This window comes from Martelella radicis (assembly GCF_014196625.1).
Taxonomy (GTDB): domain Bacteria; phylum Pseudomonadota; class Alphaproteobacteria; order Rhizobiales; family Rhizobiaceae; genus Martelella; species Martelella radicis.
Genome location: NZ_JACIDZ010000002.1, coordinates 448,377 through 461,134, shown reverse-complemented (window position 1 = coordinate 461,134; position 12,758 = coordinate 448,377). Strand labels below are relative to the sequence as shown.

Here is a 12,758-nt window from a genome sequence, read left to right as displayed (position 1 = left end):
CACGAAAAATCCTAACCCTTGCAAACGCAATGCTAAGAGATCAGACCATGTACAAACCAGCCTGAACAGGTACAAAACAATACAGTTGCCAGGGCTAAATTGCGCAGACCATCGCGCCTAAAACGCTGTGGCACAAGGCATTTTTGTGGCCCTGGACCCCGGCTCAGGGCCGGGGTGACGGAGAATGGGGGCAGGCGCTCAGCTTCTGTAACAGGTTCATTTTCAACACACTGACCCCCGGCCGAATGACCGGGGTTTTCGAACATCTCAGGCTGAAGGGCTGGTCTCAGTCCTCGAACACCACCAGAAGGTCCTTGGCGTCGATCTGGTCGCCTGCCTTGACGTGGACTTCCTTGATGACGCCGTCGCGGTCGGCGTGGAGCGCGGTTTCCATCTTCATCGCTTCGATCGAGACGAGCACATCGCCGGAGGAGACCTGCTGGCCGGCGGAGACGGCAACGGTGGAAATCACGCCCGGCATCGGCGCGCCGATCTGGTTCTGGTTCGCCGGATCCACCTTCTGGTTGGCGCCGCCGGTTGCGCCATGGGCACGGTCCGGCACTTTGATCGAGCGCGGCGCGCCGTTCAGTTCGAAGAACACGGTGACCATGCCCTTCTCGTCCGGGCTGGTGATCGCCTGGTTCTGCACCACGATGGTCTTGCCCACTTCGAGATCGGCGAAAAGCTCGTCGCCCTCGTCGAGACCGTAGAAATAGGCAGGCGTCGGCAGGACCGAGACGGGACCGTAGGTCTCGCTCGCCAGCGCATAGTCGACGAAGACCTTCGGATACATCAGGTAGGAGGCGAGTTCGAAATCATTGATCTCGCGGCCGACCTTTTCCTCGGCCTGCTTGCGTTCGGCCTCGAGGTCCGCGTCTTCCAGTAGCGAGCCGGGGCGCACCGTATAGGGCTTGTCGCCCTTCAGCGCCTTCTTCTGCAGGGCTTCCGGCCAACCGGCCGGCGGCTGGCCGAGATCGCCCTTCAGCATGGAGATGACCGAATCGGGGAAAGACATGTCCTTGGCCGGGCTTTCGACATCGGCGACGGAAAGATCCTGGCTCACCATCATCAGCGCCATGTCGCCGACAACCTTGGAGGACGGCGTCACCTTGACGATATCGCCGAACATCTGGTTGGCGTCGGCATAGGCCTGCGCCACTTCGTGCCAGCGGGTCTCGAGACCGAGCGAGCGGGCCTGTTCCTTCAGATTGGTGAACTGGCCGCCCGGCATTTCGTGCAGGTAGACTTCCGATGCGGGCCCCTTCAGGTCGCTCTCAAAGGCCGAATACTGGTGGCGCACGGCCTCCCAGTAGAAGGAGATGCGGCGGATATAGCCGGTGTTCAGCCCCGGATCGCGCTCGTGGCCCTTCAGCGCCTCGACGATCGAGCCAAGGCAGGGCTGCGAGGTGTTGCCGGAAAACGCGTCCATCGCGGCATCGACGGCATCGACGCCGGCGTCGATCGCCGACAGCACCGTGGCGGCTGAAATGCCGGACGTGTCATGCGTGTGGAAGTGGATCGGAAGATCGGTGGCATCGCGCAGCGCGGTGAACAGCAATTTTGCCGCTGCCGGCTTCAGCAGGCCGGCCATGTCCTTGACCGCGATGATATGGGCGCCGGCGGCTTCCAGTTCCTTGGCAAGGTCGGTGTAGTATTTCAGGTCATATTGCGGACGGCGCGCGTTCAGGATGTCGCCCGTATAGCAGATCGCCGCCTCGCAGAGCTTGCCTTCCTCGGCCACGGCATCCATCGAGACGCGCATGTTCTCCACCCAGTTCAGGCAGTCGAAGACGCGGAAAAGATCGATACCGCCCGCGGCGGCCTGGCGGACGAAGTATTTGACCACATTGTCGGGGTAGTTCTTGTAGCCGACGCCGTTTGCGCCTCTAAGCAGCATCTGCAAGAGAAGGTTCGGCGCGTTCTGGCGAACCTTTGCCAAGCGTTCCCAAGGGTCTTCAGTCAGGAAGCGCATCGACACGTCGAAGGTCGCCCCGCCCCAGCATTCGAGCGAAAGCAGTTCCGGCAGCGCCTTGGCATAGGTTCCGGCAATCGTGGCGATGTCATGGGTGCGCATGCGGGTCGCCAGCAGCGACTGGTGGCCGTCGCGCATGGTGGTGTCCGTCATCAGCACGCGCTTTTCGTTGCGCATCCACTTGGCGAACTTTTCCGGTCCCATCTTGTCGAGAAGCTGCTTGGTGCCCGGCTTCGGATCGCCCTCGATGAAGGGCACGACGGGTGCGGCAATCTCGTCGGACGGGCGCGGGCGACCCTTGACTTCCGGATGGCCGTTGACGGTGACATCGGCCAGATAGGTCAGAAGCTTTGTCGCGCGGTCCTGACGCCTGACCTGGTCGAACAGCTCCGGCGTCTCATCGATGAAACGCGTGGTGTAGCTGTAGTCCATGAACTGCGGATGGGTGATGATCGCTTCGAGGAAGGTGAGGTTGGTCGCCACCCCGCGGATGCGGAACTCGCGCAATGCCCGGTCCATGCGGCGCGCGGCCTCCTGCGGCGACGGCGCCCAGGCGGTGACCTTTTCCAGAAGCGGATCGTAGAAGCGGGTGATCACCGCGCCCGAATAGGCGGTGCCGCCGTCAAGACGGATGCCGAAGCCGGTCGCGCCGCGATAGGCGGTGATGCGGCCGTAATCGGGAATGAAATTGTGTTCCGGGTCTTCCGTGGTGATGCGGCACTGGAGCGCGTGGCCGCGCAGGTAGATCTCCTCCTGCGGCGGAACGCCGGATTCCTCGGTGCCGATCACGGCGCCATCGAGAATGTGAATCTGCGCCTTGACGATGTCGATGCCGGTCACGGTTTCCGTCACCGTGTGCTCGACCTGGATACGCGGATTGACCTCGATGAAGTAGAACTTGCCGGTATCGGCATCCATCAGATACTCGACCGTGCCCGCCCCGATGTAGTCGGTGGCCCGGCCGATCTTCAGCGAATATTCGGCGAGTTCGGCGCGCTGCGCCTCGGTCAGATAAGGCGCCGGCGCGCGCTCGACGACCTTCTGGTTGCGGCGCTGGATCGAACAGTCGCGCTCAAACAGATGCACCACATTGCCGTGGGTATCGCCAAGGATCTGACTTTCCACGTGACGGGCGCGCTCAACCAGCTTTTCGAGATAGACCTCGTCCTTGCCGAAGGCGGCCTTGGCCTCGCGCTTGGCCTCCGTCACCTCGCGGGCGAGATCGGCCTTGGAGCGGATGACGCGCATGCCGCGACCGCCGCCGCCCCAGGATGCCTTCAGCATCACCGGAAAGCCGATTTCCTCGGCCATCCGCTCGACTTCCGCCATGTCATCGGGCAGCGGATCGGTTGCCGGCACGACCGGGACCCCGACCTCGATGGCGAGGTTGCGGGCGGCAACCTTGTTGCCAAGCCGGCGCATGGTCTCGGCCTTCGGGCCGATGAAGGTGATGCCGGCTTCCGCGCAGGCATCGACGAATTCGGGACTTTCGGACAGAAGGCCGTAACCCGGGTGAATGGCATCGGCGCCGGAAAGCTTGGCGACACGGATCACTTCCTCGATGGAGAGGTAGCTTTCGATCGGGCCCATGTCGTGATCAAGATGCGGGCCGCGTCCGACCTGGTAGCTCTCATCCGCCTTGAACCGGTGCAGCGCCAGCTTGTCCTCTTCCGCCCAGATCGCGACCGTTTTTATGTCGAGTTCGTTTGCAGCGCGAAAAACACGGATGGCAATCTCGGAACGGTTGGCGACGAGAATCTTTGAAATCGGCAAGGAAAGCCTCCTCAGGAAAAAAGCGTGACAATCGCAATTTTAAAGTCATAGCCAAACTCTGAGGCAAGCGCAAATCCGGCTTTCGGCCTTAATCGATTTGCGGCAATCAGGAGACGAGACCGAGCCGAAATGCAAGGGCGACAAGGTTTTGCCGGTTGCGGGCGCCGAGCTTCTGCTGCAGCCCGCTGACATACCAGTTGACGGTGTGATTGGTGAGACCGATCGCCCTGCCGGTCTCGACCGAGGTCATGCCGTCGGCAAGATTCTTGAGGATAGTCAACTCGCGCGAGGAAAGCTCTGGCGTTGAGACAAGGACGCCGGGCTGCGTTTCGCCGCGTTGCAGAATGGCGAGACAGCGCCTTGACGTTTCACGGGCAACCGCTCCGAAAAGACTGATCTCGAGGGGCGAAAGCTCGATCCTGTCTTCGCGCGCCAGAACAAGCGCGCCGGCAAGGCCCTCGCGCGCGAAGACAGGAAAGGTCACGCCGTGACTGAGCCCGGCCTCGGCCGCCTTCGCGCAACGCGTGCGCAGCCTTCGGTAGAGCGCGGGGTTCAGCCGCTGGCCGGCCGCCATCGCCGTATCCCAGAAGTAATGGCTACCGAAAACGCCCGTCGAGAGCAGCAGGCCATCGGCCTCGCCATCGAAAAGCAGTTGAGCCTCGCGCCCGCTTTCGAGCAGGCTTTGCCATTCGATGGCGTCGCGCGCGGGCGTCACGGTCCGCCGAAACAGCCCGAGCGGGGCAAGACCATAGCAATGGGCGACCTTGTCGAGGGACCTGTAAAGGCTTGTCAGGCTGTCCACCTCATGGATCAGGACGAGGTATTCCAGCAAGTCTTGGTATTTCTGCAAGGGGATGTGTTCTTTCGGGCTTGCTGACGAGGCTCCTTCGCACCGGGCGGGCGAGTTCTGTTTGCGTAACGGGCTCATCGAGATACCGTGACCCTTGATTACAAGGCAAAATTTTTACACGTATCAAGGGCAATATCAACCATGGGATTAGTAAACGGCAGCTTTTCCACTAAACGCGGAAGTGGCGAAGTTTTCCGGCCCTGAATTGGCCATCGATGCCTGCCGCGGTTGTGCGGCGGCCGCGAGGCAATGCGCGTCGCGGCCGCCGGAAAATCAGCTTCTCAGCGTCCGGTAGATCGCCGGGATGATCAGCACCGTCAGCAGGGTCGACGATATAAGACCGAACAGGAGCGAGATCGCCAGGCCCTGGAAGATCGGATCTGCCAGGATGACCGCCGCGCCGATGATCGCCGCAAGCGCGGTCAAGAGGATCGGCTTGAAGCGGATCGCACCGGCGGCGATCAGCGTGTCGACCATGGGCACGTCATCCGATTTGGTATGCCGGATGAAGTCGACCAGCAGGATCGAGTTGCGCACGATGATGCCCGCAAGCGCGATGAAGCCGATCATCGAGGTGGCCGTGAACGGCGCGTTGAACATCCAGTGGCCGAGCATGATGCCGATGAAGGTCAGCGGCACCGGCGTCAGGATCACCAGCGGCACCTTGAACGAGCCGAACTGGGCGACCACAAGGATATAGATCCCGAGAAGCGCAACCATGAAGGCGGCGCCCATGTCGCGGAACGTCACCCAGGTGACCTCCCATTCGCCGTCCCACAAGAGAACCGGCTCGGATTCATCCTCCGGCTGGCCGTGCAGCTTGATCACCGGCTTCGGCAAGTCGCCCCAGTCCATCGCATCGATGGCATCCTGAACGGCGAGCATGCCGTAAAGCGGCGCCTCGAAATCGCCCGCCAGCTCGCCGGTCACCATGTCGGCATAGTGGCCGTTATGACGGAAGATGGCGTAGGAGGTCGGCTCTTCGGTGACGGTCACGACATCGCCGAGTTCGACCACAGAGACAGTTCCGCCGGTCGCCGAGGCAACGGGCGTCGACAGGAAGGTCTCGTCGAGCACCTTCTGGTCCTTTGTGCGGCCGATCTCGATCGGGATCGGGGGACGGCCGCCGCCGCGATGGGAGTAGCCGACCGTGGTGGTGCCGTTAAGCGCCGACAGCGCGTCGAAGACATCCTGTTCGGCAACGCCGTAGCTTTCCAGGTCATCGCCGGAAATCGCCACCCTTAGGCGTCGCGTCTGCTGGCCGTAGCTGTCATCGACATCGACGATGAACGGCACGGAGCGGAATGCTTCCTTGACCTTTTCAGCAACGGCGCGACGGGTTTCGGCATCCGGGCCGTAGATCTCGGCAAGCAGCGTCGCCATGACCGGCGGGCCGGGCGGCGGCTCGACGACCTTGAGCGAACTGCCCGCAGGCACGGGAACCTCCGCCAGGATCTTCTGCCTCAGATCGAGCGCGATCTCGTGGCTGGAACGGTCGCGTTCGCCCTTCGGCGTCAGGTTGATCTGGACGTCGCCCATCTCCGGCCGGTTGCGCATGTAGTAATGGCGGACCAGCCCGTTGAAGTTGAAGGGCGAGGCGGTGCCGGCATGGGTCTGGACCGACATGACTTCCGGCGTCTGCAGCACCACATCGGCAACGGCTTGGGCAATGGCGTCGGTCTCCTCGACCGAGGCGCCCTCGGGCAGGTCGATCGTCACCTGCAGTTCCGACTTGTTGTCGAAGGGCAGAAGCTTGACGGTGACATGCTTGGTGTAGAACAGGCTGAGCGAGCCGAACGTGGCGACCAGAACAAGGCCGATGAAGGTCCAGGAGCGGAATTTCGTCTTCAGGATCGGGCGGGCAACCGCCGCATAGGCGCGGCCGAGCGCCCCGCCGCCATGGCCGTCCTCGGCATGGAGCTTGGCATTGCCGGCAATCTTCACCATCAGCCAGGGCGTGATCATCACGGCGACGAAGAAGGAGAAGATCATCGCCGCCGAGGCCACCGCCGGGATCGGGCTCATATAGGGGCCCATCATGCCGGAGACGAACATCATCGGCAGCAGCGCCGCAACAACCGTCAGCGTCGCGACGATGGTCGGATTGCCGACTTCCGCCACGGCCTCGATCGCCGCCTGAACGCGGGTGCGCTCATCGGGCATCGCCCAGTGGCGGGCAATATTCTCGATCACGACGATGGCGTCATCCACGAGGATGCCGATGGAGAAGATCAGCGCGAACAGCGACACGCGGTTCAGCGTATAGCCCATGATATTGGCGGCAAACAGCGTCAGCAGGATTGTCACCGGAATGACGATGGCCACCACCAGCGCTTCCCTGAGCCCGATCGCAACCCAGACGAGGATGATGATCGACACGGTTGCAAGCGCCAGGTGGAACAGCAGTTCGTTGGCCTTTTCGTTGGCCGTCTCGCCATAGTCACGGGTGACCGAAACGGCCATCGTGTCGGGGATCAGCGTACCCTTCAGCTCGTCGACGCGGTGGAGAATGTCGTGGGCGACATTGACCGCGTTGGCGCCTGCGCGCTTGGCGATTGCCAGGGTGACGGCCGGAACGCGATCCATCGTGCCGTCGTCGGCAAGCGTGACCGAGGAGGCAATCGCGTCGGAATCATTGGTGATATAGAAAATATCGGCGACATCACGGACATAGACCGGACGGCCGTCGGCGCTCGTCAGCAGGAGATTGCCGATCTCGCCGGGCGAAGACAGGGTCTGGCCGGCCATCACGTCGATCTGCATGCCGTTGTCGCGCACCGTGCCGGTGGAGAAGGCGCGGTTTGCCGCCGTCACCTTTCCGGTCAGCGCCTTCAGCGTCACCCCGTAAAGGGCCAGCCGTTCCGGATCCGGCGCAATGCGGATCGCCTCGCCGGTCTCGCCGACCAGATAGGTAAGCCCCACCTCGTCGATCTTGGTGAGTTCGGTCTGCAATTCGCGGGCAACACGGGTGAGGTCGTTGGCGGTGATGCCCGCATCCTGGCCATCGGCCGGCGTCAGCGTCAGCGCGACAATGGCAACATCGTCAATGGTGCGGCCGATGATCAGCGGCTCGGGAATGCCGACGGGAATGTCGGACATATTGGCCATGACCTTGTCGTGGACGCGCAGCACCGCGCTGTCGGCCGGCGTGCCGACCATGAAGCGGGCGGTGACCATGACCTGGTTGTCGGATGTCTGCGAATAGACATGCTCGACATCATTGATGCCCTTGATGATCGTCTCCAGCGGTTCGGAGACGAGCTTGACCGCATCCTCCGCCTTCAGCCCGGGAGCCTGGACGATGATGTCGACCATGGGAACGGAGATCTGCGGTTCTTCCTCGCGCGGCAAAGTGAGAAGGGCCACGATGCCGAGCGCCAGCGCCGCCAGCAGGAAAAGCGGCGTCAGCGGCGATGCGATGAAGGATTTGGTCAGCCCGCCGGCAAGACCAAGCTTGTGCGGTTTCATGGGACGATTACCTCATCGCCGGGGGAAAGCCCGGTCAGTATCTCGGTCATGGTCTGTCCGTTGACATTGGCATTTCCGCCGGTCATCACGGTCTTCTCGCGCGTTTCCCCGCCGCCAAGGGCAACGGTGACGAAATCGAGCCCGTGGCGGGTCGTCACGGCATTTTCGGGCACGAAGAAAGCCTCGCGCTCGCCGATCGGCACGCGCACCAGGAAGCGCTGATTGACATAGCCGGTCTTCAGCCCGTCGACCTCCACATCGGCGATCACACGGTTGTTTTCGAGTTCCGGATAGAGCTTGACCAGTTTTCCGGTGGCCTCGCCCTCGGCGCCGGGACGGCTGATCTCGATGGATGCCCCCTCCTCCAGAAGGTTCGCGTGGCGGGCGGGGATCGCAAGCCTCAGAAAAAAGCCGCCGGAACCGATCGTGGCGACAGTCTCGCCGGGCAGAATGACCGAGCCCTCGACGACCGGCACCTGCAGGACGCGGCCGGAAGCCGGCGCCAGGATATCGCCCTCGCGCAGCTGCTGGCGCACCACTTCCATATTGGCGTTGACCGAGGCGATGTTGTTGACGACGACATCGACCTGGGTCCTCAGCGTGTCGAGCTGCTGATTGCTCATCACGCCGCGCTGGTTGAGGTTTTCGCCGCGCTCCAGTTCCGAACGGGCATTTTCCAGCGAGGCGTTGAGCCCCTTCAGCTGCGCCTCATAGGCGGCAATCTGGTAGTCGAGCTTGTCGTCCCGGACGGTGCCGATCACATCGCCCTCGCTCACCGTGTCGCCTTCCGTCAGCGTCAGCGATTCGAGCGTGCCGCCGATGCGGGCGCGCGCCGGCACGGTGTCGCGGGCCTTGACCTCGCCATAGACGGCCTTCCATTCCGGCACGGTTATCGGCTCGACCTTCAGCGTCGCGGCGGAGGCTGAAACGGCCGTGAGGAAGGCGGCAAGAAGCGCGGCCGTGCCGCGCCATGCAAGCGCTCTGGGCATCATCATCTCGCCTTTCAGAATGCGGTGCCGGGCTTGATGCCGAGCTTCTTGAAAATCATGGCCGCCGGGCAAAAGCCGGTGAAGGCCGATTGCAGCATGTTGAAGCCGATGAAGGCGGTGAACCACAGCCAGTAGATGCTGACGAACACCGTCAGAACCACCGACAGAAGAACCATGACACCGGCAAAGGCCAGAACGGCACGATCGAGAGACATTGCAAACTCCTCGCTAAAAGATACGTACTTTCGTATATACGTTATTATAACGGTTTTGCAAGTGCCGTTCTGCTCTCCATCCAGGCAAGGCGAAGTCTGGAAAGCCGAAACGGCCATTCCCATATCATAAGGCAAGGCGGCCCAACCGCCGATTGATCAAGGTCACAACCATGGCGCAACAACAACACGACCCCTATCAATTGCTCGGCGTTGCCAAGACGGCATCTCAGGACGAGATCAAGAAGGCCTACCGGCAGCTTGCCAAGAAGCTTCACCCGGACCTCAACCCCGGTGACGCCGCCAAGGCCGAACAGTTCGGCCAGGTGACGGCGGCCTATGACCTTTTGAGCGATCCGGAGAAACGCCGCCGGTTCGATGCCGGCGAGATCGACATCAACCAGCAGGAACGGCCGGAGCGGCAATATTACCGCGCCCATGCCGAGGCCGACCCGAGCGCGCGCTACGAATTCGAGGGCGGGTTCGACGATCTCGGCGAGTTCTTCGCCCGCGCCTTCGGCGGCAGGGCGTCCGGCGGTTCATTCGGGGAGCGCGGTTCAATGCGCATGCGCGGGCAGGATCGCCACTTTCACCTCCAGGTCAGCCTCATTGAAGCGCTCACCGGCGCGAAGAAGACGGTCGGCCTGCCCGAGGGCGGCAAGATCGCGCTCACCATTCCGGCCGGCATCGAGGACGGCAAGACGATGAGGCTTGCCGGAAAGGGTGAGCCGGGCCTCAATGGCGGGCCGCCGGGCGATGCCTATGTGCGCGTCGAGGTCCTGCCCGACCCCGTCTTCACCCGCGATGGCGACGACATCAAGATCGACCTGCCCGTCGGCATCGACGAGGCGGTGCTCGGCGCGACGGTTTCCGTTCCGACGATCGACGGACGGGTCAACCTGAAGGTTCCGGCAAATTCGAGCTCGGGACGGGTCATGCGGCTCAAGGGCAAGGGCGCGCCGAAAGCAGGCGGCGGCGCCGGAGACATGCTGGTGACGCTGAAGATCGTGCTGCCGCAAAAGGCGGATCCCGCCCTTGAGGAAGCGCTCAAGGCCTGGCGCGAGAACCATCCGCACGATCCGCGCGCGGGCTGGAAGGGAGGCCGGCGATGATCATCATGACGAAAACAGAGGTGCTGGAGCGGTTCGGCCGGCTGAGCGCCGAACGTCTGGAAATCTGTGTCACCCGCTCATGGGTGAAACCCCGCCAGGGCGAGCGCGGCCCGGCCTTCGACGAGACCGACCTTGCCCGTCTGCAGCTCATTGTCGAGCTGACGGAGGATCTCGAGGTCAATGACGAGGCGGTTCCTGTGGTCCTCGGCCTGATGGACGAACTCAACTCGCTGCGCCGACGGATGAAGGCCCTGGACCGGGCGTTGAACGCCGAGGGCGAGGATGTTCGCGCCGCGGTGATCAAACGGCTGCAGGAGCGCCGCTGAGACTGCCCGCGATCCACGCCGCAAGCCTTGCCGCGACCTCGGTCTTGTCGAGGTCCGGCCAGGTCTCGGCGCCGTCCTTCGTCACCAGCGTCACCGCGTTGCGCGCGCCGCCCATGACGCCCGCCTTTGATACGTCATTGGCGACGATCAGGTCGGCGCCCTTGCGGGAAAGCTTGTCGCGGGCATAGGCCTCGACATTGCTGGTCTCCGCGGCAAAGCCGACGACGAGCGCCGGACGGCTTTGATGATGGCCGATGGACTTCAGGATGTCTGGGTTTTCCGCAAGCAGCAAGGGCGGCGGAGCTTCCCCCGGCTTCTTCTTCATCTTCTGCATAGCTGAATCGGCTGCCCGCCAGTCGGCGACGGCGGCGACCATGACCGCGATATCGGCGGGCAACGCCTTCTCCACGGCGGCCAGCATTTCGCGTGCGCTCTCCACATGAACGGTCGCCACGCCGTCGGGGTCGGCAATCGTTACCGGACCGGAGACGAGGGTCACATCCGCGCCGAGTTTTGCCAGCGCCGCCGCGATCGCATGGCCCTGGCGGCCGGAGGAGCGATTTGCGATATAGCGCACCGGATCGATCGGCTCATGGGTGGGGCCGGAGGTGACGATGGCGCGCTTTCCCTGAAGCGGCTTCGGCGCGTCATCGAACAAGGCCTCGATCGCGCCAATGATCTCCATCGGCTCGGCCATGCGGCCGGTCCCTGCCTCGCCGCTTTCGGCCATTTCGCCGGCCATCGGCCCGATCGTCTTTGCGCCATCCGCAAGAAGCGTCGCCAGATTGCGCTGCGTCGGGGCTGCCGTCCACATTTTCGGGTTCATCGCCGGCGCCAGAAGCACCGGGCAATCGCGCGCCAGAAGCACGGCACTGGCCAGATCATCGGCCAACCCGTTCGCCATCTTCGCCATCAGATTGGCCGTCGCAGGCGCGACCACGATCAGGTCATTCTCGCGCGCAAGGCGGATATGGCCGACATCCTGTTCCTCGGTGCGGGAAAAGAGATCGGTAAACACATGCCCGCCGGACAGCGCGCCGACGGCGAGCGGCGTGATGAATTCGGTCGCCGCCGCCGTCATCACCGGCGTCACCCGCGCGCCGCGTTCCTTCAGCCTGCGGATCAGATCGAGGCTCTTATAGGCCGCGATCCCGCCGGCAATGATCAGAAGAATGCGTTTGTCTTTCAGCGCCATGAGAAGCCCGCCCGTTGTTCAGGGCGGTTTTAGCATGAATTCAACGGCAGAAAACCACCATGCTTAGCCTCGGCATTCAGGCCGCAGCAAGCGCGTAGGGCTTGACGAGCAAATCGGCCGGAATGCCCCAGTTCGAACTGATCAAATGAATCTGTTCTTTTGTCAGCGAGCGTTTCCGGTTGAGAATTTCCGAAGCACGCGATTTCGATCCGATCAGCGCTGCCAGATCGCCTTGCGTCCTTCCCCTCGCTTCCATGTTCGCCTTCAGGAGGTCGATCGGGTCGACATCGAGCGGCACGATGTTGCGGGCTTCATAGTCTTCGACCAGCAGGATCAGCAGATCGAGCCTGTCTCCGTCAGGCGTGTCATCATCGGCCCCCCAGAGGCGTTCGATCTCCGCAACTGCGGCCGCATACTGGTCTTCTGTCTTGATGATCTTCGGTTCCATGTCATCCTCGTCGAAATTGCGCGACCGTGTGGGCATCGATCCGGTCATATTCGGCATGCGTGCCAATGAACTTTATAAAAACGGCCTGCCGATGGAAATCGAAGGCTGCGATCAGACGATAGTCGCCTCCGGCAATCTCGAAGCGAACCCGATCTGTCCCAAGCGGCATTGCCTTGCTGAAAACACCGCGAACATCCTGCAGCTTACGCCACTCAGCCTAACGCACTGTCATGATCCAGTTCTCGATCGCCGCAGCAGCGTCGGGATGTTTTCCGGCATATTCATGCAGATGAAGTGTCTTGATTATCCGCATGCAAATTTCCCATTTTGGGAAAAATAGTACCCTCCCAAAAATAGAGTCAAGATGACGACCGAACGAGAAAAACCCCGCAGCGTTTCCGCTACGGGGTCAA

General features: G+C 62.5%; 10 protein-coding genes. 3 read left to right on the top strand and 7 right to left on the bottom strand.

Features of this window, described 5'->3' with window-relative positions:
- Window positions 1-286: 286 nt before the first annotated feature.
- The 5 genes from pyc to GGR30_RS05680 all read right to left on the bottom strand — a co-directional run bounded on the left by pyc (window position 287) and on the right by GGR30_RS05680 (window position 9,267).
- A complete protein-coding gene (pyc, locus tag GGR30_RS05700) occupies window positions 287-3,745 on the bottom strand; it encodes a pyruvate carboxylase (protein WP_183483403.1) in 3,459 nt (1,152 codons plus the stop codon).
- A 106-nt stretch (window positions 3,746-3,851) separates the two neighbouring features.
- Window positions 3,852-4,595 (bottom strand): helix-turn-helix transcriptional regulator, encoded by a 744-nt coding sequence (locus GGR30_RS05695; protein ID WP_183483401.1) that lies wholly within the window; start codon window positions 4,593-4,595, stop codon window positions 3,852-3,854.
- Window positions 4,596-4,868: 273 nt separating this feature from the next.
- Window positions 4,869-8,063 carry an efflux RND transporter permease subunit gene (locus GGR30_RS05690; RefSeq protein WP_183483399.1) on the bottom strand — a complete coding sequence of 1,065 codons (3,195 nt, stop codon included), beginning with the start codon at window positions 8,061-8,063 and terminating at the stop codon, window positions 4,869-4,871.
- Entirely contained in the window at window positions 8,060-9,058 is a 999-nt protein-coding gene (locus GGR30_RS05685; protein ID WP_246413583.1) for an efflux RND transporter periplasmic adaptor subunit, read from the bottom strand. The genes GGR30_RS05690 and GGR30_RS05685 overlap by 4 nt, the downstream gene beginning before the upstream one ends.
- A gap of 8 nt (window positions 9,059-9,066) precedes the next feature.
- Window positions 9,067-9,267 carry a YgaP family membrane protein gene (locus GGR30_RS05680; RefSeq protein ID WP_183483397.1) on the bottom strand — a complete coding sequence of 67 codons (201 nt, stop codon included), beginning with the start codon at window positions 9,265-9,267 and terminating at the stop codon, window positions 9,067-9,069.
- A 170-nt stretch (window positions 9,268-9,437) separates the two neighbouring features.
- Between GGR30_RS05680 and GGR30_RS05675 the strand changes: the two genes are divergently transcribed.
- Both GGR30_RS05675 and GGR30_RS05670 read left to right on the top strand, forming a co-directional pair.
- Window positions 9,438-10,376: a DnaJ C-terminal domain-containing protein gene (locus GGR30_RS05675; protein ID WP_183483395.1), complete on the top strand. Its 939-nt coding sequence runs from the start codon at window positions 9,438-9,440 to the stop codon at window positions 10,374-10,376.
- Window positions 10,373-10,702, top strand: a complete 330-nt coding sequence (locus GGR30_RS05670) for a chaperone modulator CbpM (RefSeq protein WP_183483393.1) — start codon at window positions 10,373-10,375, stop codon at window positions 10,700-10,702. The genes GGR30_RS05675 and GGR30_RS05670 overlap by 4 nt, the downstream gene beginning before the upstream one ends.
- Here GGR30_RS05670 and coaBC read toward each other — a convergent pair.
- Entirely contained in the window at window positions 10,677-11,897 is a 1,221-nt protein-coding gene (coaBC, locus tag GGR30_RS05665; protein WP_183483391.1) for a bifunctional phosphopantothenoylcysteine decarboxylase/phosphopantothenate--cysteine ligase CoaBC, read from the bottom strand. The genes GGR30_RS05670 and coaBC overlap by 26 nt on opposite strands.
- A gap of 76 nt (window positions 11,898-11,973) precedes the next feature.
- Window positions 11,974-12,345 carry a helix-turn-helix domain-containing protein gene (locus tag GGR30_RS05660; protein ID WP_183483389.1) on the bottom strand — a complete coding sequence of 124 codons (372 nt, stop codon included), beginning with the start codon at window positions 12,343-12,345 and terminating at the stop codon, window positions 11,974-11,976.
- Between GGR30_RS05660 and GGR30_RS23740 the strand changes: the two genes are divergently transcribed.
- Window positions 12,344-12,685 carry a hypothetical protein gene (locus tag GGR30_RS23740; protein WP_425488337.1) on the top strand — a complete coding sequence of 114 codons (342 nt, stop codon included), beginning with the start codon at window positions 12,344-12,346 and terminating at the stop codon, window positions 12,683-12,685. The genes GGR30_RS05660 and GGR30_RS23740 overlap by 2 nt on opposite strands.
- Window positions 12,686-12,758: the final 73 nt, after the last annotated feature.

Excerpts from the sequence above, each read along its gene's own strand:
- GGR30_RS05690 (WP_183483399.1), bottom strand. The coding sequence starts at position 8,063 with ATGAAACCGCACAAGCTTGGTCTTGCCGGCGGGCTGACCAAATCCTTC.
- GGR30_RS05660 (WP_183483389.1), bottom strand. The coding sequence starts at position 12,345 with ATGGAACCGAAGATCATCAAGACAGAAGACCAGTATGCGGCCGCAGTT.
- GGR30_RS05680 (WP_183483397.1), bottom strand. The coding sequence starts at position 9,267 with ATGTCTCTCGATCGTGCCGTTCTGGCCTTTGCCGGTGTCATGGTTCTT.
- GGR30_RS23740 (WP_425488337.1), top strand. The coding sequence starts at position 12,344 with ATGTCATCCTCGTCGAAATTGCGCGACCGTGTGGGCATCGATCCGGTC.
- GGR30_RS05670 (WP_183483393.1), top strand. The coding sequence starts at position 10,373 with ATGATCATCATGACGAAAACAGAGGTGCTGGAGCGGTTCGGCCGGCTG.
- GGR30_RS05675 (WP_183483395.1), top strand. The coding sequence starts at position 9,438 with ATGGCGCAACAACAACACGACCCCTATCAATTGCTCGGCGTTGCCAAG.
- GGR30_RS05685 (WP_246413583.1), bottom strand. The coding sequence starts at position 9,058 with ATGATGATGCCCAGAGCGCTTGCATGGCGCGGCACGGCCGCGCTTCTT.
- coaBC (WP_183483391.1), bottom strand. The coding sequence starts at position 11,897 with ATGGCGCTGAAAGACAAACGCATTCTTCTGATCATTGCCGGCGGGATC.